The sequence below is a fragment of the Pseudomonas sp. PP3 genome (assembly GCF_905336995.1).
GTDB classification, from domain to species: domain Bacteria; phylum Pseudomonadota; class Gammaproteobacteria; order Pseudomonadales; family Pseudomonadaceae; genus Aquipseudomonas; species Aquipseudomonas reinekei.
Genome location: NZ_HG995459.1, coordinates 502,833 through 526,326 on the forward strand (window position 1 = coordinate 502,833; position 23,494 = coordinate 526,326).

A 23,494-nucleotide genomic window follows, 5' to 3' on the forward strand; every position below is an offset into this window, starting at 1 on the left:
CGCTTCAGAAGCGGCGTTGCAGGAGGCCGCGCAGGCCGAGGAAGGCCGGGATGCCGAGGCCAAGCCAGCTCAGCGAGTCCCAGACTCCATCCCCCAGCAACGCGGCAAACAATCCCCCCGCGCTGAAGAGAGCAATGACCGTGGGCGTGGCAAATACCTTCCAGAAACTCGACTGTCGAGGCTTCATGCCACGCTCTCCGCTTTTTCCAGCACGGGTTTGGCAGCCTTGCGCCGCACCACCCACAGGTAGACACCGCTGCCGAGGACGATGATGGTCAGCACATCCAGGGTCGCCCAGAGAATTTGCATCGGCATGCCGCCGTAGTCACCGAAGTGCAGCGGCTGCGACATGCCCATGGCGTCCATGTACCACGGACGTTCGGCCACAGCAGTGACTTTCAGGGTGCTGGCATCGATCAATACCGGCGTCAGCAGATGCGAGGTCAAATGCGTGCTGCCTTTCATGAACACCGCGTAATGGTGCTCGCTGGAAAACCGCGTGCCGGGGAAAGCGATGAAGTCGGGCTGCATGCCCGGCGCAGCCTCTTTGGCAATGTCGAGCAATCGAGTGGCCGGCGCGAGGTGCGTCAGCGGCGGTGCATCGCGGTATGGCGCGACCATCGCGCTCAGGCTGTCGTTGCGCCACGCGGCGATCAGCAGGTCGGCACAGGCGCTGATCACACCTGTCACGCCGACCACCAATGCCCAGGTCAATGTCACCACGCCGATCAGGTTGTGCAGGTCGAGCCAGCGCAGTCGCGTGGATTTGTCCTGGCGTACGGTGGCGAACTTCAAGCGACGCATGAACGGCAGGTACAGCACGGTGCCCGACACGATCGCGACGACGAACAGCAACCCCATGAACGCCAGCAACAACTTGCCCGGCAGTCCGGCAAACATGTCCACGTGCAGGCGCAACATGACCATCATGAAGCCGCCATTGGCCGACGGCATCTCCAGCGCTTCGCCGGTACGGGCATCGAGCATGAAGGTGTGGGACGAGTTCGGCTCGGTGCCGGCCGTGGCAGCCATGATTGCGATGGCGGCATTGGGCTCGTCTTCTTCAAAGCCGAAGTACTGCATGACCTCGCCCGGACGATGCTTTTCAGCGGCCTGCACCAACTGCTGCAAATTCAGCTGCGGAGTGTCCGCCGGCATGACCTTGAGTTCCGCGGCATCGCCCAGCAGATGGTCGATCTCGTGGTGGAAGATCAAGGGCAGGCCGGTCAATGCCAGCAACAGCAGGAATACGGTGCAGATCAGGCTGGACCAGGTGTGGACAAAGGACCAGCGGCGGATAGTTTTACTTTTCATTTCATAGCCTTCAGAAAAACCAAAGCCGCCCACAAAGGACGGCCAGGTCGTTGGCATGTCAGGTCAAGCGGTTACCACTTGTAATCGAGGCTGGCCATTACGTTGCGACGGTCGCCGTAATAGCAGTAGAAGCCGTCACAAGTTGAAATGTATTCCTTATCGAATACGTTATTGGCATTCACGCTGACACTGACGCCTTTGAGCACATTGTTCAGACGTCCCAAATCGTAATGGACGGCTGCGTCATAAACGGTATACGAACTGCTATGCCCATCCGATGGGTCGCGGACAAAGCCCATGCTGCCAATGGCGATGTTGTCGGTTTCGCCGATATAGCGCACGCCGAACCCGATACCGAAACCATCCAGAACACCGGTGTGCCATGTGTAATCAGCCCAGGCAGAGGCCTGATTCTCCGGAGTCAGTGGCAGAGGGCGGTTCTTGTCCAGCGGATCGGTGACTTTTGTCATCTTGCTGTTGGCATAGGTGTACGCGGCGGTCAGCTTCAAGTTCTCGTTGACGTCACCGGTCGCTTCCAGTTCGAAGCCCCGTACCTTGGCTTCACCCAGCGGACGAGACACACCCAGGGTGTCGCTGAGTACGATGTCCTTGCGGGTCAGGTCATACGCTGCGGCGGAGAACAGCATGCTGGTGCCCGGCGGTTGGTACTTGATACCCACTTCATATTGTTTGCCAGTACCTGGCTTGTATGCCTCGCCATTTGCGCCACCCGCTTCTGCCTGGAACGATTCGGCATAGGAAACGTAAGGCGTGAAGCCGGAATCGAACACATAACTAAGGGCCGCGTTGCCGGTGAAGGCGGTGTCGTCGCGAGTATCTTTGGCGTTGTTCATGTTGTAGAAAGTCGAGTCAGTGTGCAGCCAGTCCTGACGACCGCCCAAAGTCACGCGCCAGTTATCGAGGGCCATTTGGTCCTGGACATATAGGCCTGTGTCATGGGTCTTCTGGTTGTAGTCATTGAACGCCGTGTAGCTGACGTTGCTGAAATCCTGACCGTAGATCGGGGTAATGATGTTGCTCGTCGGCGCACTGCCAAACAGCCATTTGTAATTGGTGTTGACGCGCTGATGGTCCAGCCCCAACAGCAGAGTGTGCTTGATTGCGCCGGTGTCAAAATCGGCTTGGAAATTGTTATCCACGGCAAACTGGCTGATGTCTTCATTCACCACGTTCGCGCCACGGGATAGTGTGCCGTCGTCGCTAACCGAACCAAAGAAGCCGCCTGCAGTAATGCCCTGGAAGGACAAATCGCTCTTGGTGTAACGCAGGTTTTGGCGGAACTGCCAAACATCGTTCATCCGGTGTTCAAACGCATAGCCCAGAGCGTAATAGGTCTTGTCGTAGAATTCCCAGTCCGGATCCCCGAGATTCTCATGGAACTTAACCTTACCCGCAGGCGTGGCCAGTTTGGTGCCTTGCAACGGAAGGAATTGGCTGGTGATGCCAGTATCGTCGCGGTTGTACTGGCTGAGGAAAGTCAGCGTGGTATCCGGATCGATGTTCCAGGTCAGGCTGGGAGCGATGTTGTAACGCTTGTCGTCGATGTGATCGATAGTGGTGTTGCTATCGCGTACCACACCGCTGACACGATATAGAAAACGCCCTTCGTCATCGACCGGACCGGTGCTGTCGAAGCTGATTTGCTTGCGCTCATAACTCCCGACCTGCAATTGCACTTCGTTGCTGGCAAGTGCATCAGGACGACGGCTGACCATATCGATCAGACCACCTGGAGGCGTCTGGCCGTACACCGAGGACGCAGGTCCACGCAGCAGGGCTACTCGTTCAAGGTCCCAGGTTTCCATCTTCGGCATGGCGTAAGTGCCCTTTGGCAGCGGCAAGCCATCGAGGAACTGGGTAGGTTCAAATCCACGGACCTTCAACCACTCGGCGCGGCTATCGCTGCCGTAGCTGCTCGCTACGACACCGGGCATGTAACGAACGGCGTCATCCAGATTCTGTACGGCGCGGTCCTGCATTTGCTCACGGGTGGCAACAGAAATCGAGCGTGGTATCTCGGCCAGTGCGGTGTCGGTTTTAGTACCGGCTGCCGTACGTTTTGCCAGATAACCCTGCACTGGTCCCCAGGCGTTTTCCGTGTCTTCCACGCCGATCACGCTGGTTGCTGGCAAAGCCATGGCGCCTTCAGGCACCGCCACCAAGGTGTAGCTGCCGGTAGCGCTTTGTTCCAGTTGCAACCCAGTCCCCCGCAACGCTTCACGCAAAGCGCTGGCGGCATCGAACTGGCCGTTGACCGGGGCCGAAGTCTTGCCCGCAGCCAACGATGGGTTCAGCGACAGCGCGAGGCCTGCCTGGCTGGCGATCTGGTTCAAGGTGCTGGCCAATGGCGCAGCCGGGAGGTTGTAAGCGCGAACGCTGGATGCCTGTTCAGCGGCGACCAGTTGGCTGCTGGCCAAAGGGGTGCAAAGGGCGATGGCAACCGCCAGCAAACTGGGGCGCAACAAGGTGTCTAGCGAACGGGACATACAGCGGCTCCTGAAAGGGAATACTTCTCAATTGCCTAGGTGCCGAACGAAAATCAAAAAGTGATAGGGCTGGATGAAAATAATTTCTATTCAGTAAATCGGTCTGCATACGTGTGGCGAGGGAGCTTGCTCCCGCTGGGGCGCGAAGCGGCCCGCGTATTTTCCAGACAGACCGTGTTCGATGATTCTGCGACGGCTGCGCAGTCGAGCGGGAGCAAGCGCCCTCGCCACAGGGATCCACCTTTACTCAAGGCTTGGCATCACGCTTGGCCGCCACCGTCACCCACCATTGCGTGTGCTGTTCAATCTGCACCGGCAGTGTCGGTAGCAGCGTGTTCAGCGCTTGATCAGTGTCGTGCAGGGGGAAGCTGCCGGTGATCCGCAGGTCCGCCACTTGCGGCGCCACGCCCACGTACCCACGGCGATAGCGCCCGAGTTCGTGCACCAGATCTTCCAGTCGCACGTTGTCCACCACCAGCATGCCGCGGGTCCAGGCATCCGCGCCGAGGTTGAGCGCAGTCATCGGCCCCAGGCTGTCGCTGCGGATCAGCATTTGCTGGCCTTCGCGCAGGATTTGTTCGTCGGTGCTCGATTGCGGATGAACCGCCACCGCCGATTGCAAGACGCTCAGGCGCGTGCCTTCTTCTTCACGCTTGACCAGGAACCGCGTGCCCAGCGCGCGCATGCTGCCTTCGCGGGTTTCGACGATAAAGGGCCGGGCATCGCCATGGCCGGTTTCAACGAGGATTTCCCCTTCCTGGAGGATCACCCGTCGCTGCTTCGCATCGAAGCGCACGTCCACGGCACTGTGGGTGCTGAGGTTGATCAGCGTGCCGTCGGCCAGTCGAATGCTGCGCTGTTCGCCGGTCGCGGTGCGTTGGTCGGCCAGCCAGTAGTCGAGCGGCAGGTAACGCTCCCCGGCAAACAGCGCCAAACCGATCACCGCCACGACACTGGCCAGGCCACTGCCGAGCTTGCGTACCCGGCGGCGAATACTTTCGCGCGATTGCAGCAGGGCCGTGCGGGCCGGGCCGCTGGCGACGCTGAAACGTTGGTCGAGCATGCCCAGCTGGCGCCAGGCCCGGGCGTGTTCTTCGTGGGCGGCGTGCCACTTGGCGAACTCTTCGCGCTCCACCGGGTTGCCGGAATCGAGCGACAGTTGCCAGGCAATGGCGGCATCGAGCACCTGCGCCGAGACCGGTCTGGAACTGAGCGGGCTCATGTCGGCTCACCGTACAGCGCGATGTAGCACTGACGAACGCCCTGGGCCAGATATTGGCGCACGCGTGGCACCGACACACCGAGGCGTTCGGCGATTTCCGCATGGCCCAGGCCATCGAGTCGGTTGTAGAGAAACGCCGCCCGGGCCTTGCTCGACAGCTTGCCGAGCAGGCGATCGATAGTCTTCAGGTCTTCGAGGATCATTTGCTGTTCTTCCACCGACGGTTGCTCGGCTTCGGGAATCAGCATCAGTTCGGTGAGGTAAGCCTGTTCCAGCGCGGCGCGGCGGAAATAGTCGAACAACAGGCCCTTGGCAATCGCCACCAGAAACGCCCGTGGTTCGCGCGGCGCTTTCAGCTCCTCACGGCCGAGCAAGCGTACGAAGGTGTCCTGGCTGAGGTCTTCGGCCCGTTGCGGGCAGGCGACGCTGCGACGAAGCCAGGCCAACAGCCAACCGCGATGGTCGCGATATAGCGCACCGACGAGCTCACTTTGAGGGCTTGGGACTGACGACACGCAGCATCACCGTTTGGGAAGTGTTAACTAACGAGAATAGTTCGCGATTGTGTCAGAGGCGAAGGTGGTGCGCAATTGGCGCTGGTCGGGTGACCGCGTCATCGTTCATCGCGGTCAAGCTCGCTCCCACAGGAGCACTGAAATCCCTGTGGGAGCGAGCTTGCCCGCGATGGGGTCGGGACAGACGCCGAAGATTAAAACGAAGGGGTTTGCTGGCGACGTTTCCACTGATTCAGCCGCTGCTGCAAATTCAACGGGCTATGAATCTGTTGCTGGCGTGCACGGCTGAACAGGATCAACGCCAGTTCCGCCGTGGCCAAGGCATCGGCACTGGCGTTATGGCGCTCGAACACTTCCAGCTTGAACCAGTCGATCCACTCGTCCAGCCCGGCCTCGCGAATCTGCGCTTGTGGACAGACCAGCGGGGCAATGTCCGCGACGTCCATAAAGCTGTGCTGCAACTTGTAGCCCAGATGCTCTTTCAGTGCGCGTCCGAGCATGTGCTGATCGAAGGGCGCGTGGAAAGCCAGCAACGGACTGTCGCCGACGAACTCCATGAAATCGAGCAGCGCCTGGGCCGGATCGCTGCCGGCAGCAATCGCGCTGGGGCCGATGCCATGAATCAGCACGCTGGGCCCGAGTTTGACTTCGGCGCATTGCAGGGTGCGTTCGAACTGCTGGCTGAAGTCAATCGCGCCGTCTTCGATCACGACCGCGCCGATGGACAGCACCCGATCCTTGTTAAGGTTCAGCCCGGTGGTTTCCAGGTCGAGCACCACCCAGCGCTGTTCGCGCAGGCTGCACTCACTCAATCCGGCTGTCGCGGGCAAGCGTTGCAGGCGTTGTTGCAGTTCTGCGCTCAGACTCGGGCCGGCCGGGCGCAGCCATGAAAACAGACTCATAGTTGATACCGCAGGGACAGGCTGCTTTGCAGACGTTGCGCCTGGCGCAAGGATTCACGCAGGATTCGCCGATCCAGATGATTCAGGCTGTCCGGATCGACGCGGTTGGAGTAAGGCAGATTTTCCCGGGTCTGCAGCTGATGTTGCTGCATGCGGGTTTGCTGAATGAAGTGATAGGCCTCTTCGTACGCCGCGCCGTCCAGCGGTTCGATGATTTCTTTGTCCACCAGTTGGCGAAACCGCTCCAGGGTGTTGTTGGTTTCGATGCCGTGGGCCAGGGCGAGCAATCGTGCCCCGTCGACGAAGGGCGTCAGGCCCTGAATCTTCAAGTCCAGCGTGGCTTTCTCGCCATTTTTGCGCGCCAGCACAAACTCGCGGAAACGCCCCACAGGCGGGCGATTGCGTAATGCGTTTTCGGCCAGCATGCGCTGGAACAAACGATTGTCGGCGACCTGGTCGAGGATCCCGCGACGCAACTGCTCACAACCTTGTTCGTTGCCCCAGACCACGCGCAGGTCGAAATAGATGCTCGACCCCAGCAGGTTCTCCGGCGTGGCCTCGCGGATAAACGCGGCAAAACGACGTGCCCATTCGACCCGGGACAAACACAGTTCCGGGTTGCCGGCCATGATGTTGCCCTTGCACAGGGTGAAACCGCACAACGCCAGACTTTGGTTGATCTGATGGGCGATGGGTAGCAACTTGCCGCGGATCTCGGCAGCGTGGGCCGCGTCGCGGGCTTCAAACAGAATGCCGTTGTCCTGATCGGTGTGCAGCGTTTGCTCACGACGACCTTCGCTGCCGAAACACAGCCAGCTGAACGCAACACCCGGGTCGCCTTTCTCGGCGAGGGTCAGTTCAATCACCCGGCACACGGTGTGATCGTTGAGCAGGGTGATGATGTGGGTGATTTGGGTCGAGGACGCGCCGTGGGCCAGCATGCGTTCGACCAACTGACCGATCTCGCCGCGGATCGCCACCAGGTTTTCCACGCGCGGAGCATTGCGGATGGTCCGCGCCAGGTGGACCAGGTCAACCCGTTGAAGTGAAAACAGATCGCGCTCGGACACTACGCCACACAGGCGCTGGTCCTTGACCAGGCAAACGTGGGCGATATGCCGCTCGGTCATGGCGATCGCGGCGTCGAACGCGCTGTGGTCCGGTGTCAGGTAAAACGGCGAGGGCGTCATGTGGCGTTCGATGGCTTCAGCAAAATCGCCGGCGGCATTGGCCACCACGTGCCGTAAGTCGCGCAGGGTGAAAATCCCCAGCGGTGCTTGCTGTTCATCGACCACCACGATGCTGCCCACTTGTTGCTCGTGCATCAGGGTCACCGCCTCGCGCAGGGGCGTTGAAGGACCGCACATGACCGGATGACGCATGGCCAATTCGCCCAAACGGGTATTGAGCGAATACTGCGTACCGAGGGTTTCCACGGCTTTCTGCTGGACTTGCTGATTGACCTGATCCAGCAGGCTGCTCACGCCACGTAGGGCAAAGTCGCGGAAGGTGCCGGAAATGGCGAAGAGTTTGATGAAGGCGAGCTTGTTCAGCTGTAGGCAAAAGGTGTCTTCGGCCGCCAGGTGTTCAGTACGCGTCGCACGTTCACCCAGCAGCGCGGCGAGGGGAAAACACTCGCCGGTGGTGATCTCGAAAGTGGTTTCGTTACCGCCCTTGGCCGAGTGGGGACGCTCGCCCACGACCCGCCCTTGTTTGACGATGTAGAAGTGTTCAACCGGGCCGTCGGCGGGCTTGATGATGCTTTCGCCGGGGGCATAAAAACGCAGCTGACATTGTTCAACCAGGTACGCCAGGTGAGCGTGTTCCATCTGATTGAAAGGCGGGAATCGCTGAAGAAATTGCAAAGTGCCCTGGATGTTCTGCAACACCGCGGTTTTCCCTGCCTGTGTGAAGGCGTCCGCTTTACTCATAACCATTACCGCAGTCTTTTTTGGAGTTGTTGTTGTCGGGTGACTCGACCATGGTCGGCCCCCGCGACCGGGGTGCCCATTGGACGTAAGTCTAGGTAGGCCAGAAACGTGATGCATTGTCAGAAAACACCTACGTAAACGTGAGAAAAACCTCTCTTTTTGCCTATTGGAAAAATATCCGACGAAGTGCACATTGGAGGTCTGCTTAGCGATGTCTCACCACTGTGCTAGGGAATTGAATTGAACATGTAGAGAACGCCATGTCCGACCACGATATTTTGAGTGACGCCGAGCGCGAAGCGCTGAGTGCAGTCATGCTGGAACCTGACTTGCCGCCGCAACGGGTGTTGATCGTCGATGACGACAAAGATGCCCGGGAGCTGCTGTCAGAGATCCTGGGGTTGGACGGAATTCGTTGCATGACAGCGGCCAGTGGCGAAACCGCACTGAAGATGCTGGACGAGAAACCTTCGATTGGTTTGGTCATTACCGATCTGCGGATGGGAAATGTCGATGGCCTGGATCTGGTCCGCCAGGTGCGTGAATCGGTGCGGGCGGCGATGCCGATCATCATCGTCTCCGGCGATGCCGACGTAAAAGACGCCATTGCCGCGATGCATTTGAGCGTGGTGGATTTTCTGCTCAAGCCGATCGATAGCAAAAAATTGCTGGAGTTGGTCAAGCATGAGTTGGGACTGTAGGAGCCGGCTTGCTGGCGATGAACGATGACACGTTTTGCCTGATACAACGCGCTGTCTGGATCGCCAGCAAGCCGGCTTCTACAGGAGCAGTGACGGCCACAAATGAAAAAGCCCTGATCTTTCGATCAGGGCTTTTTCATGTCCGGCGTAAACGCTCGATTACAGGCCGTTGGCCGCCTTGAACTCGCGACGACGGCGGTGCAGGACCGGCTCGGTGTAGCCGTTCGGCTGCTTGGTGCCTTCGACCACCAGTTCGACCGCCGCCTGGAAGGCGATGTTGCTGTCGAAGTTCGGGGCCAGTGGGCGGTACAGCGCGTCACCGGCGTTCTGACGGTCAACCACCGGTGCCATGCGCTTGAGGCTTTCCATCACTTGCTCTTCGGTGACGATGCCATGACGCAGCCAGTTGGCGATGTGCTGGCTGGAAATACGCAGCGTCGCACGGTCTTCCATCAGGCCGACATCGTTGATGTCCGGCACTTTCGAACAGCCAACGCCCTGGTCGATCCAGCGCACCACATAACCAAGGATGCCCTGACTGTTGTTGTCCAGTTCGTTCTTGATTTGCTCGGCGGTCCACTGAGGGTTCACCGCCAGCGGGATGGTCAGGATGTCGTCAACCGAAGCATGCGCACGCTTGGCCAGTTCGGCCTGACGGGCGAACACGTCAACCTTGTGGTAGTGCAGCGCGTGCAGGGCTGCGGCGGTTGGCGAAGGGACCCAGGCAGTGTTGGCGCCGGCCAGTGGGTGAGCGATCTTCTGTTCGAGCATCGCCGCCATCAGGTCGGGCATGGCCCACATGCCTTTACCGATCTGTGCGCGACCTTGCAGGCCGGTGCTCAAGCCGATATCGACGTTGGAGTTCTCGTACGCGCCGATCCATTTTTCCGCCTTCATGTCGGCCTTGCGCACCATCGGGCCGGCTTCCATCGACGTGTGGATTTCGTCGCCCGTGCGATCGAGGAAACCGGTGTTGATGAACACCACACGCTCGCTGGCAGCCTTGATGCAGGCCTTGAGGTTGACCGTGGTGCGGCGCTCCTCGTCCATGATCCCGACTTTGAGGGTATTGCGCGGCAGGCCCAGCACGTCTTCGATTCGACCGAACAGCTCGTTGGTGAACGCCGCTTCTTCAGGGCCGTGCATCTTCGGCTTGACGATGTAGATCGAACCGGTGCGGGTGTTTTTGCGCGTGGTGTTGCCGTTGAGGTTGTGCATCGATGCCAGGCAAGTCACCAGGCCATCGAGAATACCTTCCGGCACTTCGTTGCCGTCTTTGTCGAGGATCGCATCGATGGTCATCAGGTGACCGACGTTGCGCACGAACAACAGCGAACGGCCGTGCAGGTTTACCGCGTTACCGTCGACGCCGGTGTAGGCGCGGTCGGCGTTCATGGTGCGGGTAAACGTCTTGCCACCCTTGGCGACTTCTTCCGACAGATCGCCTTTCATCAAGCCGAGCCAGTTGCGGTAGATCACCACTTTGTCGTCGGCATCGACGGCGGCGACGGAGTCTTCGCAGTCCATGATGGTGGTCAGCGCGGCTTCCATCAGGATGTCTTTGACGCCGGCCGCGTCAGTCTGGCCGACCGGGGTGCTGGCATCGACCTGGATTTCGAAATGCAGGCCGTTGTTTTTCAGCAGGATCGCGGTCGGTGCCGAGGCATCGCCCTGGAAGCCGATCAGTTGAGCGTCGTTGCGCAGGCCGCTGTTGCTGCCGCCTTTGAGGGCGACCACCAGTTTGCCGTCGACGATTTTGTAGCTGGTGGAATCGACGTGGGAGCCGGCTGCCAGGGGCGCCGCTTCGTCGAGGAAGGCGCGGGCGAAGGCAATAACCTTGTCGCCGCGAACCTTGTTGTAGCCTTTGCCCTTTTCCGCGCCGTCAGCTTCGCTGATGGCGTCGGTGCCGTAGAGCGCATCGTACAGCGAACCCCAGCGGGCATTCGAAGCATTGAGAGCGAAGCGTGCGTTCATCACCGGCACCACGAGTTGTGGACCGGCCATGCGGGCGATTTCTTCATCGACGTTTTGCGTCGTTGCCTGGAAATCGGCCGCTTCTGGCAGCAGATAACCGATGTCTTGCAGGAAGGCTTTATAGGCCACGGCGTCGTGCGCCTGACCGGCGCGTTCCTGGTGCCAGGCATCGATACGAGCCTGGAAATCATCGCGTTTGGCGAGTAGGGCTTTGTTCTTCGGTGCCAGGTCATGGATGACCTTGTCTGCACCGGCCCAGAACTTATCGGCGGTGAGGCCGGTACCGGGAATGGCTTCGTTGTTCACGAAGTCGAACAGGACTTTGGCGACCTGCAGGCCACCGACTTGAACGTGTTCAGTCATTGCTTGCCTCACTCTGCTCAGCTATTTCGCTTTTCAGCTCTTCAATTTAACAATGAAGCCTCTGGCCATTTAAACCACAAACCCTGCGACCAGTACATGCCATTTCTGACGGCTGGGTGGGGACCAATCAACGGCTTGAGGGCCTTGCTGACGGGGCTTTCAGGGATGCGACTGCGCCTGTGGCAGACATCGAACCAACGTTATGTAGTGCGCGCTGCGGCATACTACATGATGAATTGCGCTTGTGAAAATTAGACTAATTACGTCGTTCTGCGACCCCGTGACGCATTGCAGTCACGTCGGGGATCGGGATGTTCTCAAAAAACCATGAGATTGTTCCAGTTAAATATAAAAAGTTGTACACGATTTGTGGTTCGCTGCAGATTGGCGGTGTGTTCGATCGCTAGCAAGCAGCTTCTGCAGGGCCTTGCGCAATCCCCGTCGGAGCTGGCTTGCCAGCGATGGCGGCAGTCGATTCAGCGCTGCAGCAACCCTTGCCTATACTTGTTTTTCTATAACAAAACACATGACCAGAGGACTGCGCCATGGACCACCTCGTACTCACCGTTTTTGCACCGGACAAGCCTGGGCAGGTCGAGCGCATTGCCCAATGCATTGCCGAGCAGGGCGGTAACTGGCTGGAAAGCCGCATGTCGCGCATGGCCGGGCAATTCGCCGGGATTCTTCGGGTGGGGGTGCCGGCAGAGGCCTACGACGCATTGGTGGATGCCCTACAGGCATTGTCCGCTCATGGCATTCGCGTGTTGATCGCCGAAAGCGGCATTGAACAGTCCTGTACCTGGAAGCCGATTGCCATGGAACTGGTGGGCAATGATCGCCCGGGCATCGTGCGTGACATCACCCGGTTGTTGAGCGAGCAGGGAGTCAACCTGGAGCGGCTGGTGACGGAAGTGCGCCCGGCGCCGATGAGCAGCGAGCCCTTGTTTCACGCCGAGGCGATTCTGGCGGTGCCGCTGACCCTTTCTCTGGACGTGCTGCAATCGCGCCTGGAAACCCTGGCGGACGATTTGATGGTGGAGTTGGTGTTGCGCAGTGAACCTTGAACGGGTTATCCAAGTTTAACGTGCACCTGCCTGTGGATAACCTGTAGAGACAGCCCGCCAGGCCATGCCGGCCGGGGGTTTTCAGGATTTGATCAAAAAACCAGCAGTTTCAAGAACTTGCGCACAAACGCCGGGGATCACGCTGTGGATAACCTTGGGAAGGAACGATGCAGGCCACGGAAGCCGCGGCCTGCAGAGGTTTGAGCGTTTTTTGATCAGCTGCGGCGACGCAGGCTCAGCCACGCATCAACGCTGTAAACCGCCAGACCGGCCCAGATGAACATGAAGGCCACCAATGTGCTGGACGACAAGTGTTCACCAAACAGCAGTACCGCCTGCAACAGCACCAATGTCGGCGCCAGGTACTGGAGAAATCCCAGCGTCGTGTAGGGCAAATGCCGCGCGGCGGCGTTAAAACATACCAGCGGTATCAGCGTCACCGGGCCTGCGGCCACCAGCCACCAGGCCTCGGAGGTGGTCCAGAACTCAGGTTGAGCGCTTGCCGCCGTCGAATTGAACAGCAGCCAGGCAATGGCAATCGGCACCAGCATCCAGGTTTCCACCACCAGCCCGGGCAGCGCCTTGACCGGTGCCTGCTTGCGAATCAGCCCGTAGAACCCGAAGGTCAGTGCCAGCACCAGCGACACCCACGGCAGACTGCCGACTTGCCACACCTGTTGCGCCACGCCCACGGCCGCCAGCCCCACCGCAATCCATTGCATGCGCCGCAGCCGTTCGCCGAGGATCAGCATGCCCAGCAACACGTTCACCAGCGGGTTGATGTAGTAGCCGAGGCTGGCCTCGAGCATGCGCCCGTTGTTCACCGACCAGACATAGGTCAGCCAGTTGGCCGCGATCAAGGTGCCGCTCAGTGCGAGAATCGCTAGCCGTTTCGGGTTATCGCGCAACTCGCGCCACCAGCCCGGGTGCTTCCACACCATCAGCAGCAAGGCACCGAACAGCGCCGACCACAACACGCGGTGAATGATGATCTCCACGGCAGGCACGCTGGCGATGGCTTTGAAGTAGATCGGGAAGAGTCCCCAGATGATGTAGGCACTCAGGCCCAATATGTACCCGCGACGCGGGTTGGCGGCTTGCATGCAGAGTCCTTGCTTAGGCAGCTAACAAAGAGGTGATTGTATAGATCTGTCAGGACTTTTGTAGGACGCGGCTTGCTGGCGATCAACGATAATGCGGTGTTCCTGATATACCGCGTCGTCTGAATCGCCAGCAAGCTGGTTCCTGCAAGGGTTAGAACAATTTCAAGGGTTCTTCATTGAGGGCGGCGAGTTGCTCACGCAACGCCAACACCTGGTCGCCCCAATATCGCTCCGTACCGAACCACGGAAAACTGTGCGGGAAGGCCGGGTCGTCCCAGCGACGGGCGAGCCAGGCGCTGTAGTGCATCAGGCGCAGGGCACGCAAAGGTTCGATCAGCGCCAGCTCACGCGGGTTGAAGTCGTGGAACTCGTTGTAGCCGTCCATCAACTCCGACAACTGCCCCAGGCAATCCTGGCGATCTCCCGCCAGCATCATCCAGATGTCCTGTACCGCCGGGCCCATGCGACAGTCGTCGAGGTCGACGATATGGAACATCTCGTCGCGGCACATCATGTTGCCGGGGTGGCAGTCGCCGTGCATGCGGATGTTCTGGTGCGGGGTGTTGCTGTAGGCATCTTCCACACGCTTGAGCAGGTCGCGGGCTACCGATTCGTAGGCCGGGAGCAGGCTGCGGGGTATGAAATTGCCTTCGAGCAGGGTAGCCAGAGAGTCATGGCCAAAGTTCTTCACCGCCAGCGCTTCGCGATGTTCGAACGGCTTGGTCGAGCCCACTGCATGCAGACGCCCGAGCAGTTGCCCCAGGCGATACAGCTGATCGAGATTGCCCGGCTCTGGCGCACGGCCGCCGCGGCGAGGGAACAGGGTGAAGCGAAAACCGTGGTGTTCGTGCAGGGTTTCACCGTTGTGGATCATCGGTGCAACCACGGGCACATCGACCCCGGCCAGTTCAAAGGTGAACTGGTGCTCTTCCAGAATCGCTTCGTTGGTCCAGCGTTGCGGCCGATAGAACTTGGCGATCAGTGGCTCGGAGTCTTCGATGCCGACCTGATAGACACGGTTCTCGTAGCTGTTGAGGGCCAGGATGCGCGCGTCGCTGAGGAAGCCGATGCTTTCGACGGCATCGAGCACGAGGTCTGGGGTGAGGGTTTCAAACGGGTGGGCCATGCTGACTCCTGCGCGCAGCAGGCTGCTGCGTCCGGCCAGGCATGGTAGCGCAGACGGGCGCAGATAGGTGGTGACCGTGCAGACGCCATCGCGGGCAAGCCCGCGATGGGCCCGATCAGGCGCCGACGTCCCCGCCATCTTCCCGGGTAATGGCCATCACCGAAGACCGCGGCTTGCCATTGGGCAAATGCTCGGGGAAGGTCGAGCCACCGAATTCACCCGGGTGCTGGATGCCGATAAACAACGTCTTCTGATCCGGCGAGAAACTGATCCCCGTCACCTCGCAACCGATCGGCCCGACCATGAAGCGGCGAATTTCCCCGGTCACCGGGTCGGCGCAGAGCATCTGGTTGTTGCCCATGCCGGCGAAGTCACCGGCATTGCTGGCATCGCCATCGGTTTGAATCCACAACCGCCCGGCCTTATCGAACGCCAGGCCATCCGGGCTGTTGAACATATTCTGCGGGGTGATGTTCGATGAGCCGCCCTTCGGCGTACCGGCATGCACTTGCGGGTTGCCGGCCACCACAAACAGATCCCAGGCAAAGGTATTCGAACCGTGATCGTCACGGTCGGTGCGCCAGCGCAGGATTTGCCCGTAGACGTTTTTCTCTCGCGGGTTCGGCCCGCCCACCGGTTGCCCGTCGTCGCCGCGTTTGGCGTTGTTGGTCAGCGTGCAGTAGACCTGGCCGTCCTTGGGGCTGACCACGATCCATTCCGGGCGATCCATGCGCGTGGCCTTCACCACGCTCGCTGCCAGGCGCACGTTGATCAGCACCTCGGCTTGATCGGCAAAACCGCTGCCGGCATCGATGCCGTTTTTGCCGTGGGTCAACTCAACCCATACACCTTTGCCTTTGGGGTGGTCGGCATTGCCGTCACCGGCGTCGAACTGCGCCACGTACAAGGTGCCGTGATCGAGCAGATCGCGGTTGGCCTTGGGGTTCTTGTGATTGATTTTGTCGCGGCTGACAAACTTGTAGATGAATTCGCCGCGCTCATCGTCACCCATGTACACCACGGCGTGGCCGTCGCGGGTTTCCGTCAGGGCGGCGTTTTCGTGTTTGAAGCGGCCCAGTGCGGTGCGCTTGACCGGGGTCGATTGCGGGTCGAACGGGTCGATCTCCACCACCCAGCCGTGACGATTGAGTTCGTTGGGGTTCTTGACCAGGTCGAAACGCGGATCGTGTTGATGCCAGTTGATCTCTTTGCTGGTTGCCACCGCGCCATAGCGTTTCTGTGCGGCGTCGAACTTCTGCTCGGCATTGCTGCTGCCGAAGCAATCGGTGAAGTTCTCTTCGCAGGTCAGGTAAGTGCCCCACGGCGTCTGGCCGTTGGCGCAGTTCTGGAATGTGCCGAGGACGGTTGTGCCTTGCGGATCGGCGCTGGTTTTGAGCAGGTCGTGCCCGGCGGCCGGGCCGCTCAACTTGATCGGCGAATTACCGTGGATGCGTCGGTTGTACCGCGAGTCCTGGACGAACTGCCAGTGGCCGTTATTGCGTCGCACTTCAATCACCGACACCCCCTCGCTAGCCAGGGCTTTGTGCACCTCCTCGGCCGATTGCGGCATCCCGGCGTGGGGAAAGAGGTAGCGGTAGTTGGTGTATTCGTTGTTGATCGCCATCAGCGCGCGGTTGTCGTCGCCGGGAAAGGCAAACAGGCTCATGCCGTCGTTGTTGTCGCCGAACTGGACTTCCTGCTGCTCGGCGCTGCCATTGCCGCTCGGATCGAACGCCGGGCCGTTTTTGTGCAGGGGCTGGCCCCAACTGATCAACACCGAAGATTTGTAGCCTGGCGGCAGGCTGATGCTGTCGGCGGTCGCGGCGGGAATGCTCGCAAAACCCAGCAATTTGCTGTTGCCGGCGCTGACACTGGCGGCCAGCACGCTGCGGCTCAACAAGTTGCCACCCATGAACAGGGCGGCGCCGCACAGGGCACCTGCGCTGATGAATCCGCGGCGGCTGAGGCCGACCATCTGTTCGAGGTCGGTGGACTGGTTGTCTTCCAAAAGGCTCATATCAGGCTTCCTGCGATTTTTGCAGTCACCTTAATGACGGGAGATGAAGGTTTTGTTGCAGTGGTTTTACAACGGTGTGCCCAACAACACCCGCGACGGCGAAAATTCGACACGCACCGGTTTACCACTGCTTAGCCCCATAGATTGCAGGCACTGTGGTTCGGCCAGGGCACACAGGGTCAAGCCGTTGGGCAGGGCGATGCGCACTTCACTGGGACCGTCTTCGGCGTCGAGGATCTGTTCAATCGTGCCGATCAAGCAATTGTTTTCGGGGGTTGCAGCGGAGTCGATCGCCCTCAGGTCGAGCCAGCCTGCCTTGATCAAAGCCACCACTTCGGTGCCGATTTGCAGCTCCAGTCGCTCGGTACTGTCGTGGGTGATTTGTGCTACGACAATCAGGTTTTCAGCCATCTCCAGGCGAATCAGATCGTTGCGCCCCTGAGGCTCTATCGCAGCGACCGTGCCATGCAACTGGTTGCGTGCGCTGGTGCGCAACATCAAGCGCCCGAGCAGATCCAGGTCGCTGGCATCTTCAGCCGCTTCCAGCACCTGAGCCTGCAGCGCCTGCAACTTTTGATACAAGCGCAAAACCCGCTCACCTTCGCTGGATAACTTGGCGCCACCGCCACCCTTGCCGCCGACACTGCGCTCCACCAACGGTTTCTGCGCGAGGTTGTTCAACTCATCGATGGCATCCCACGCTGCCTTGTAACTCAGTCCCGCGCTTTTCGCGGCACGGGTGATCGAACCCTGTTCAGCAATGTGCTGCAGCAGGGCGATGCGTTGCGGGCGGCGGACAATGTGCTGGGATAACAGGCTAGGCAAGGACATGGCGAGACGCTTTGGGTTGTGACGGTGGCAAGGACGTTGGATGTTTGGGGCGTACTCGTCAAGTCAGGGTGACTCGCCGGGTTTGGGTGTGCGGGCCAGGCAATAGACATCCACCCTGGCGGCACCTGCGTCCCTCAGCAGGCGGGCCAGTGCCTGTGCGGTGGCGCCGGTGGTCAGTACATCGTCCACTAGCGCCAGGTGACGGCCCTTGAACGCTGCGCCGGGTACGAGGGCGAAGGCGTTGCGCAAATTCTTTTTGCGCGCCTCGGCATTGAGGTCTTGTTGCGCATCGGTGTCCTGAATCCTCAACACCAGGCGTTCATCGCAGGGTATTTCGAGCCCCGCGCTGACCCAGCGCGCCAGCATGGCGGCTTGATTGAACCCGCGTTGACGCAGTCGTCGGGAAGCCAGCGGCACAGGCAGCAACAGGTCCGGTCGCGGAAGATCATCATTGAAGCGATGTTGCAGGGCCTGGACGAGAAGTTCGCCGAGCAGGTGGCCAAATGGCCACTTCGCGCTGTGCTTGAAACGGGTAATCAGGCTGTCTACCGGAAAGCCATAAGTCCAGGGGGCGACGACTTGTTCGAAGGCGGGCGGATGCGCCAGACACTGGCCGCACGTCAGGCCTGCCGAGGGCAGCGGCAAGGCACAGCTCTGGCAGTGGTCGCCGAGCCAGGGCAGTTCGGTTTCGCAAGCCATGCAGATGGGCGTGGCGCCATCGGCCACTTCATCACACAGCAAACAAGGTTGTTTGTTTTTTAACCAGATGTAAACCGGTCCTTCGTATCGTGGTTGACAGCGCATCGCTCTTCCTTAAATATGCCGAACATCCGTGTCGCGCCTGTGGGTATTGCGTCCCCAGCGCTTGCCAAGCATAAAACAAAGGAAACGCCCATGAGCGCCAGCACCACTGCAACCCTGCGTCATGACTGGACTTTGGCCGAAGTCAAAGCACTCTTCGTTCAACCCTTCAATGACCTGCTGTTCCAGGCGCAGACGGTGCACCGCGCACATTTCGACGCCAACCGCGTCCAGGTGTCGACCCTGCTGTCGATCAAAACCGGCGCCTGCCCGGAAGATTGCAAATATTGTCCGCAGTCCGGTCACTACAACACCGGCCTCGAAAAAGAAAAGCTGATGGAAGTGCAGAAGGTTCTCGAAGAGGCCGCTCGCGCCAAGGCCATCGGTTCGACCCGTTTTTGCATGGGCGCGGCGTGGAAGCACCCGTCGGCCAAAGACATGCCTTACGTGCTGAAAATGGTTGAAGGCGTGAAAGCGCTGGGCCTGGAAACCTGCATGACGCTGGGTCGCCTGGACCAGGATCAGACCGAAGCGCTGGCCAAGGCCGGCCTCGACTACTACAACCACAACCTCGACACCTCGCCGGAGTTCTACGGCAGCATCATCACTACCCGTACTTACAGTGAGCGCCTGCAAACCCTGGCCTATGTGCGTGAGTCGGGGATGAAAATCTGCTCGGGCGGCATCCTCGGCATGGGCGAATCGCTGGACGACCGCGCCAACCTGCTGATCCAACTGGCCAACCTGCCGGAGCATCCGGAGTCGGTGCCGATCAACATGCTGGTAAAAGTTGCCGGTACGCCGCTGGAAAACGCTGAAGATGTCGACCCGTTCGACTTCATCCGCATGCTCGCCGTCGCCCGGATCCTGATGCCGCAATCCCATGTGCGCCTGTCCGCCGGTCGCGAAGCGATGAACGAGCAGATGCAGGCCCTGGCGTTCTTCGCCGGCGCCAACTCGATTTTCTACGGCGAAAAACTGCTGACCACTGCCAACCCGCAGGCCGACAAGGACATGCAACTGTTCTCGCGCCTGGGCATCCTGCCGGAAGCCCGCGAAGAGCACGCTGACGAAGTGCATCAAGCCGCGATCGAACAGGCGCTGGTGGAGCAGAAGAGCAGCGAGCAGTTCTACAACGCCGCCGTCTAAACGACGCTGAACCTGTAGGAGCCGGCTTGCTGGCGATGGCATCACCTCGGTCATTCAGACAAACCGAAGCGATACCATCGCCAGCAAGCCGGCTCCTACGATCTGACTTTCGAGGCCTGCATGTCTTTCGATCTCGCCGCACGCCTTGCTGCCCGTCGTGCCGAAAACCTCTACCGCCAGCGTCCGCTGCTTGAGAGCCCCCAGGGCCCGGAAGTGGTGGTCGATGGCCAGCCGTTACTGGCGTTCTGCAACAACGATTACCTGGGCCTGGCCAATCACCCGCAAGTGATTGAAGCCTGGCGCGCCGGCGCGTTGAAGTGGGGCGTTGGTGGCGGGGCTTCGCATCTGGTTATCGGCCATGCCGGCCCGCATCACGCACTGGAAGAAGCCCTGGCCGATCTCACCGGACGCCCGCGCGCACTGCTGTTCACCACCGGTTACATGGCCAACCTCGGTGCCGTCACCGCGTTGGTGGGGCAGGGCGACACGGTGCTTGAAGACCGGCTCAATCACGCCTCGTTGCTGGATGCAGGGCTGTTGTCCGGTGCGCGGTTCAGTCGCTACCTGCACAACGATGCCGCGAGTCTGGCCAAACGTCTTGAGAAAGCCACCGGCAATACCCTGGTGGTCACTGATGGTGTGTTCAGCATGGACGGCGACATCGCCGACCTGCCGGCGCTGGCCCGGGAAACCAAAGCCAAAGGCGCTTGGCTGATGGTCGACGACGCTCACGGTTTCGGTGCGCTGGGTGCCAAGGGTGGCGGCATCGTCGAGCATTTCGGTTTGAGCCAGGATGATGTACCGGTACTGGTCGGCACGCTTGGCAAGGCGTTCGGCACGGCGGGTGCTTTTGTCGCCGGTAGTGAAGAGCTGATCGAGAGCCTGATCCAGTTCGCTCGTCCGTACATCTACACCACCAGCCAGCCGCCGGCACTGGCCTGTGCCACCCTGAAAAGCCTCGAACTGCTGCGCACGGAACACTGGCGTCGCGAGCATCTGCAAACGTTGATCCGTCAGTTCCGCCGCGGTGCCGAACAGATTGGCCTGGAACTGATGGACAGCTTCACGCCGATTCAACCGATCATGATTGGCGACGCCGGTCGCGCGGTGCGGTTGTCGCAGATGTTGCGCGAGCGCGGACTGATGGTGACTGCGATCCGCCCACCGACCGTGCCCGCCGGCAGCGCCCGTTTGCGGGTGACCCTGAGCGCCGCCCATAGTGAGGCGCAGGTACAGCTATTGTTAGAAGGACTGGCCGATTGTTTCGACCAGCTGGGACCGGAGCCAAGCCATGCGTGATCGACTGATTCTGCTGCCCGGCTGGGGTCTTGGTGTTTCGCCGCTGGAGCCGCTGGCGGCAGCCTTGCAAGGTTTGGATGAACACTTGCGCGTGGAGATCGAGCCGCTGCCGGAGCTGGACTCCAGCGATCTCGAAGAATGGCTCGATGAGCTCGACTCGACGTTGCCACAGGATGCCTGGCTTGGTGGCTGGTCTCTGGGCGGCATGCTCGCTTGCGAATTGGCAGCGCGTCGTGGAGACCGTTGCTGCGGCTTGCTGACGCTGGCGAGCAACCCTTCTTTTGTCGCTCATGATCAGTGGCCGAGCGCGATGGCGGCTGAAACCTTCGATGCGTTTCTGGCCGGCTGTGCTGCGGACCCGCGCGGAACATTGAAGCGCTTTTCGCTGCTGTGCGCCCAAGGTGCCGAAGACCCTCGCGGGTTGTCGCGGCTCTTGCTCGGTGGTGTGCCACACACGTCAGCGTCGGTGTTGATGAGCGGCCTGGAAGTGCTCGCACAACTGGATACCCGGCATGCCTTGCAAGCTTTCCGTGGCCCGCAACTGCATCTGTTTGGCGGTCATGACGGGCTGGTTCCCGCCGAGGCGGCAGGCGAGTTGTTCGCGCTAACCCCGGATATCGAAATCGGTCTGATTGAACAGGCCGGCCACGCGTTTCTTCTGGAAGACCCCCACGGTGTAGCGGGGGCGATCCAGGCCTTTTTGCATGAGTCCGGTGATGACTGATTTATCCCTACCCAACCTGCCCGGCGGTTTGCCCGACAAGCGCCAGGTCGCGGCCTCGTTTTCCCGGGCGGCGGCGAGCTACGACAGCGTGGCAGAATTGCAACGAGATGTGGGCAGCCAATTGTTGCGCCGCTTGCCGGCGTCGTTCACCCCACAGCGTTGGCTGGACCTTGGATGTGGCACCGGGCACTTCAGTCGTGCGTTGGGCGAGCGCTTTGCGCTCGGGCACGGCGTTGCCCTGGACATCGCCGAGGGCATGCTCAATCACGCGCGTCCATTGGGTGGCGCTGCGCATTTCATCGCCGGCGATGCCGAACGCCTGCCATTGCGCGATGCGACCTGCGACCTGATCTACTCCAGCCTGGCGGTGCAGTGGTGTGCGGACTTCACTTCGGTGCTCAGCGAGGCCTATCGGGTGCTGAAACCGGGCGGTGTTTTTGCATTTGCTAGTCTATGCGTAGGAACGTTGTACGAGTTACGCGATAGCTGGCGCCAGGTCGATGGCATGGTGCACGTCAACCGCTTCCGCGAGTTCGCGGTTTATCAACAGTTGTGTGCGGCCAGCGGTTTGCAGGCGCTCACGCTGGAAACCCGTGCGCATGTACTGCATTACCCGGACGTGCGCAGCCTGACCCATGAACTCAAGGCTCTGGGCGCGCACAACCTCAATCCCGGCCGGCCTGGCGGTTTGACGGGGCGGGCGCGGATTTTGGGTTTGGTTGAGGCTTATGAGCAGTTTCGTCAGGCCCAAGGTCTGCCGGCGACTTATCAAGTGGTGTACGCCGTTCTGGAGAAACCCTTATGAGCGCAGCCTATTTCATCACCGGTACCGACACCGATGTCGGCAAAACCACGGTGGCCGCTGGTTTGCTGCATGCCGCGCGTGCGGCGGGCCTGAGCACCGCAGCAGGCAAACCGGTGGCCTCCGGATGCACCGTGACCCCCAAGGGGCTGCGTAACGCCGATGCGCTGGCATTGTTGGCAGAGTGCTCGCTGCCGTTGACATATTCGCAGGTCAATCCGGTGGCGCTGGAACCGGCAATTGCGCCGCACCTGGCCGCGCGCGAAGCCGGCATCGCGTTGACCGTGCAATCTCTGGTTACGCCGATGCGGCAGATTCTGGATATGCAGGCCGATTTCACCTTGATCGAAGGCGCCGGTGGCTGGCGAGTGCCATTGGCGGATCAGGACAACCTGTCGGATCTGGCAATGGCACTGGGACTGCCGGTGATCCTGGTGGTTGGCGTACGCCTGGGCTGCATCAACCACGCACTGCTCACCGCCGAAGCGATTGCCAAGGACGGTTTGCAACTGGCGGGGTGGGTGGCCAACATTATCGATCCGAAGACTTCGCGTCTGGAAGAAAACCTCGCGACCTTGGCCGAACGCATTCCAGCGCCCTGCCTGGGGCGGGTGCCTAAACTCAAGCTGGTGACGGCCGACGCCGTGGCCGAACATCTTCAGTTGGATCTGCTGGACTAGAATTTGCCTATGACAAGGCACAGTGCCATTAGTGTTTTTGTCGGGCATTTTCTCAGCCGGTCTGCTTCAATGAGTGTTGGTTATCCTTTGCAAGGACGAGTTCTCCCATGGAAATCTCAGGTAACACCGCTTTTTATGCCGGTCTGAGCACTATTCAGACAGGGCAGAACCGTGTCGATCAAGCCGCAGGGCAGATTGCCAATAACACCATCGAACGTTCGGTCACCAGCCAGTCCTCCGATGCTCAGGTCGATCGCCTGCGTTCGGTTGATCGGAGTCGGCAGTCGGACCTGGCCAGCAACATGGTCGAGATGTCTCAGGGCAAATTCCAGGTTGAGCTGGGCGCCAAAGTCGCCAAGGCATCCGACGAAGTGCTCGGGACGCTGATCGATACGTTTGCCTGATCTGCGACTGAAACCGCACTGCCAACGCCGCGATATTTCGCGGCGTTTTTCTACGTAAGTCCTTC

General features: G+C 60.2%; 21 protein-coding genes. 8 read left to right on the forward strand and 13 right to left on the reverse strand.

Going from position 1 to position 23,494, the window contains the following annotated elements; translation table 11 throughout:
* Positions 1-4: 4 nt before the first annotated feature.
* From KHO07_RS02265 to KHO07_RS02295, 7 genes are all read right to left on the reverse strand, one after another.
* Positions 5-187, reverse strand: a complete 183-nt coding sequence (locus tag KHO07_RS02265; protein WP_212626375.1) for a hypothetical protein — start codon at positions 185-187, stop codon at positions 5-7.
* On the reverse strand, positions 184-1,314 hold the full coding sequence (locus KHO07_RS02270) for a PepSY-associated TM helix domain-containing protein (protein ID WP_212626376.1): 1,131 nt from the start codon (positions 1,312-1,314) through the stop codon (positions 184-186). Before KHO07_RS02270 ends, KHO07_RS02265 begins: the two co-directional genes overlap by 4 nt.
* 71 nt (positions 1,315-1,385) lie before the next feature.
* Positions 1,386-3,821, reverse strand: coding sequence for a TonB-dependent siderophore receptor (locus KHO07_RS02275; protein ID WP_150736358.1), 2,436 nt, complete (start codon positions 3,819-3,821; stop codon positions 1,386-1,388).
* Between the two features lie 247 nt (positions 3,822-4,068).
* Positions 4,069-5,043 (reverse strand): FecR family protein, encoded by a 975-nt coding sequence (locus KHO07_RS02280; protein ID WP_212626377.1) that lies wholly within the window; start codon positions 5,041-5,043, stop codon positions 4,069-4,071.
* A complete protein-coding gene (locus tag KHO07_RS02285) occupies positions 5,040-5,558 on the reverse strand; it encodes an RNA polymerase sigma factor (RefSeq protein WP_150736356.1) in 519 nt (172 codons plus the stop codon). Before KHO07_RS02285 ends, KHO07_RS02280 begins: the two co-directional genes overlap by 4 nt.
* 194 nt (positions 5,559-5,752) lie before the next feature.
* The gene (locus KHO07_RS02290; protein WP_150736355.1) at positions 5,753-6,460 is read right to left on the reverse strand and encodes a 3'-5' exonuclease; all 708 of its coding nucleotides are present in this window, start codon (positions 6,458-6,460) and stop codon (positions 5,753-5,755) included.
* Complete coding sequence (locus KHO07_RS02295) at positions 6,457-8,391, reverse strand: putative nucleotidyltransferase substrate binding domain-containing protein (RefSeq protein WP_150736354.1); 1,935 nt, start codon at positions 8,389-8,391, stop codon at positions 6,457-6,459. Before KHO07_RS02295 ends, KHO07_RS02290 begins: the two co-directional genes overlap by 4 nt.
* 260 nt (positions 8,392-8,651) lie before the next feature.
* On the opposite strand from KHO07_RS02295, the gene KHO07_RS02300 reads away from it, so the two are divergent.
* Positions 8,652-9,092 (forward strand): response regulator, encoded by a 441-nt coding sequence (locus tag KHO07_RS02300; RefSeq protein WP_150736353.1) that lies wholly within the window; start codon positions 8,652-8,654, stop codon positions 9,090-9,092.
* Positions 9,093-9,251: 159 nt separating this feature from the next.
* Here KHO07_RS02300 and KHO07_RS02305 read toward each other — a convergent pair whose 3' ends face one another.
* Positions 9,252-11,429 carry a malate synthase G gene (locus KHO07_RS02305; protein ID WP_150736352.1) on the reverse strand — a complete coding sequence of 726 codons (2,178 nt, stop codon included), beginning with the start codon at positions 11,427-11,429 and terminating at the stop codon, positions 9,252-9,254.
* Between the two features lie 545 nt (positions 11,430-11,974).
* On the opposite strand from KHO07_RS02305, the gene KHO07_RS02310 reads away from it, so the two are divergent.
* Positions 11,975-12,493, forward strand: a complete 519-nt coding sequence (locus KHO07_RS02310; protein WP_150736351.1) for a glycine cleavage system protein R — start codon at positions 11,975-11,977, stop codon at positions 12,491-12,493.
* Between the two features lie 215 nt (positions 12,494-12,708).
* Here the strand turns inward: KHO07_RS02310 and rarD are convergent, their stop codons facing one another.
* The 5 genes from rarD to KHO07_RS02335 all read right to left on the reverse strand — a co-directional run bounded on the left by rarD (position 12,709) and on the right by KHO07_RS02335 (position 18,374).
* Positions 12,709-13,596: an EamA family transporter RarD gene (gene rarD, locus KHO07_RS02315; RefSeq protein ID WP_150736350.1), complete on the reverse strand. Its 888-nt coding sequence runs from the start codon at positions 13,594-13,596 to the stop codon at positions 12,709-12,711.
* Positions 13,597-13,747: 151 nt separating this feature from the next.
* Positions 13,748-14,722 (reverse strand): serine/threonine protein kinase, encoded by a 975-nt coding sequence (locus tag KHO07_RS02320; RefSeq protein ID WP_212626378.1) that lies wholly within the window; start codon positions 14,720-14,722, stop codon positions 13,748-13,750.
* A 115-nt stretch (positions 14,723-14,837) separates the two neighbouring features.
* On the reverse strand, positions 14,838-16,739 hold the full coding sequence (locus KHO07_RS02325; RefSeq protein WP_212626379.1) for a PhoX family phosphatase: 1,902 nt from the start codon (positions 16,737-16,739) through the stop codon (positions 14,838-14,840).
* 66 nt (positions 16,740-16,805) lie between these two features.
* A complete protein-coding gene (locus tag KHO07_RS02330) occupies positions 16,806-17,570 on the reverse strand; it encodes a TOBE domain-containing protein (protein WP_212626380.1) in 765 nt (254 codons plus the stop codon).
* A 63-nt stretch (positions 17,571-17,633) separates the two neighbouring features.
* Positions 17,634-18,374, reverse strand: coding sequence for a ComF family protein (locus KHO07_RS02335; RefSeq protein WP_212626381.1), 741 nt, complete (start codon positions 18,372-18,374; stop codon positions 17,634-17,636).
* Positions 18,375-18,464: 90 nt separating this feature from the next.
* Here KHO07_RS02335 and bioB point away from each other — a divergent pair, with 90 nt between their 5' ends.
* From bioB to KHO07_RS02365, 6 genes are all read left to right on the forward strand, one after another.
* Positions 18,465-19,520 (forward strand): biotin synthase BioB, encoded by a 1,056-nt coding sequence (gene bioB / locus KHO07_RS02340; RefSeq protein ID WP_150736345.1) that lies wholly within the window; start codon positions 18,465-18,467, stop codon positions 19,518-19,520.
* 120 nt (positions 19,521-19,640) lie between these two features.
* On the forward strand, positions 19,641-20,819 hold the full coding sequence (gene bioF / locus KHO07_RS02345; RefSeq protein ID WP_212626382.1) for an 8-amino-7-oxononanoate synthase: 1,179 nt from the start codon (positions 19,641-19,643) through the stop codon (positions 20,817-20,819).
* Entirely contained in the window at positions 20,812-21,543 is a 732-nt protein-coding gene (locus tag KHO07_RS02350) for an alpha/beta fold hydrolase (protein ID WP_212626383.1), read from the forward strand. The genes bioF and KHO07_RS02350 overlap by 8 nt, the downstream gene beginning before the upstream one ends.
* Positions 21,536-22,348 (forward strand): malonyl-ACP O-methyltransferase BioC, encoded by an 813-nt coding sequence (gene bioC / locus KHO07_RS02355; RefSeq protein WP_212626384.1) that lies wholly within the window; start codon positions 21,536-21,538, stop codon positions 22,346-22,348. The genes KHO07_RS02350 and bioC overlap by 8 nt, the downstream gene beginning before the upstream one ends.
* A complete protein-coding gene (gene bioD, locus KHO07_RS02360; RefSeq protein ID WP_212626385.1) occupies positions 22,345-23,025 on the forward strand; it encodes a dethiobiotin synthase in 681 nt (226 codons plus the stop codon). Before bioC ends, bioD begins: the two co-directional genes overlap by 4 nt.
* 107 nt (positions 23,026-23,132) lie before the next feature.
* A complete protein-coding gene (locus tag KHO07_RS02365) occupies positions 23,133-23,429 on the forward strand; it encodes a pyrroloquinoline quinone biosynthesis protein PqqE (RefSeq protein WP_150736340.1) in 297 nt (98 codons plus the stop codon).
* Positions 23,430-23,494 lie beyond the last annotated feature (65 nt).

What these genes read in the sequence shown, in the direction of transcription:
- KHO07_RS02270 (WP_212626376.1), bottom strand. Translation starts at nt 1,314, where the DNA reads ATGAAAAGTAAAACTATCCGCCGCTGGTCCTTTGTCCACACCTGGTCC.
- KHO07_RS02335 (WP_212626381.1), bottom strand. Translation starts at nt 18,374, where the DNA reads ATGCGCTGTCAACCACGATACGAAGGACCGGTTTACATCTGGTTAAAA.
- KHO07_RS02300 (WP_150736353.1), top strand. Translation starts at nt 8,652, where the DNA reads ATGTCCGACCACGATATTTTGAGTGACGCCGAGCGCGAAGCGCTGAGT.
- KHO07_RS02265 (WP_212626375.1), bottom strand. Translation starts at nt 187, where the DNA reads ATGAAGCCTCGACAGTCGAGTTTCTGGAAGGTATTTGCCACGCCCACG.
- rarD (WP_150736350.1), bottom strand. Translation starts at nt 13,596, where the DNA reads ATGCAAGCCGCCAACCCGCGTCGCGGGTACATATTGGGCCTGAGTGCC.
- KHO07_RS02330 (WP_212626380.1), bottom strand. Translation starts at nt 17,570, where the DNA reads ATGTCCTTGCCTAGCCTGTTATCCCAGCACATTGTCCGCCGCCCGCAA.
- KHO07_RS02280 (WP_212626377.1), bottom strand. Translation starts at nt 5,043, where the DNA reads ATGAGCCCGCTCAGTTCCAGACCGGTCTCGGCGCAGGTGCTCGATGCC.
- KHO07_RS02310 (WP_150736351.1), top strand. Translation starts at nt 11,975, where the DNA reads ATGGACCACCTCGTACTCACCGTTTTTGCACCGGACAAGCCTGGGCAG.
- bioC (WP_212626384.1), top strand. Translation starts at nt 21,536, where the DNA reads ATGACTGATTTATCCCTACCCAACCTGCCCGGCGGTTTGCCCGACAAG.
- KHO07_RS02365 (WP_150736340.1), top strand. Translation starts at nt 23,133, where the DNA reads ATGGAAATCTCAGGTAACACCGCTTTTTATGCCGGTCTGAGCACTATT.
- bioF (WP_212626382.1), top strand. Translation starts at nt 19,641, where the DNA reads ATGTCTTTCGATCTCGCCGCACGCCTTGCTGCCCGTCGTGCCGAAAAC.
- KHO07_RS02320 (WP_212626378.1), bottom strand. Translation starts at nt 14,722, where the DNA reads ATGGCCCACCCGTTTGAAACCCTCACCCCAGACCTCGTGCTCGATGCC.
- KHO07_RS02325 (WP_212626379.1), bottom strand. Translation starts at nt 16,739, where the DNA reads ATGAGCCTTTTGGAAGACAACCAGTCCACCGACCTCGAACAGATGGTC.
- KHO07_RS02350 (WP_212626383.1), top strand. Translation starts at nt 20,812, where the DNA reads ATGCGTGATCGACTGATTCTGCTGCCCGGCTGGGGTCTTGGTGTTTCG.
- bioD (WP_212626385.1), top strand. Translation starts at nt 22,345, where the DNA reads ATGAGCGCAGCCTATTTCATCACCGGTACCGACACCGATGTCGGCAAA.
- KHO07_RS02275 (WP_150736358.1), bottom strand. Translation starts at nt 3,821, where the DNA reads ATGTCCCGTTCGCTAGACACCTTGTTGCGCCCCAGTTTGCTGGCGGTT.
- KHO07_RS02290 (WP_150736355.1), bottom strand. Translation starts at nt 6,460, where the DNA reads ATGAGTCTGTTTTCATGGCTGCGCCCGGCCGGCCCGAGTCTGAGCGCA.
- bioB (WP_150736345.1), top strand. Translation starts at nt 18,465, where the DNA reads ATGAGCGCCAGCACCACTGCAACCCTGCGTCATGACTGGACTTTGGCC.
- KHO07_RS02305 (WP_150736352.1), bottom strand. Translation starts at nt 11,429, where the DNA reads ATGACTGAACACGTTCAAGTCGGTGGCCTGCAGGTCGCCAAAGTCCTG.
- KHO07_RS02295 (WP_150736354.1), bottom strand. Translation starts at nt 8,391, where the DNA reads ATGAGTAAAGCGGACGCCTTCACACAGGCAGGGAAAACCGCGGTGTTG.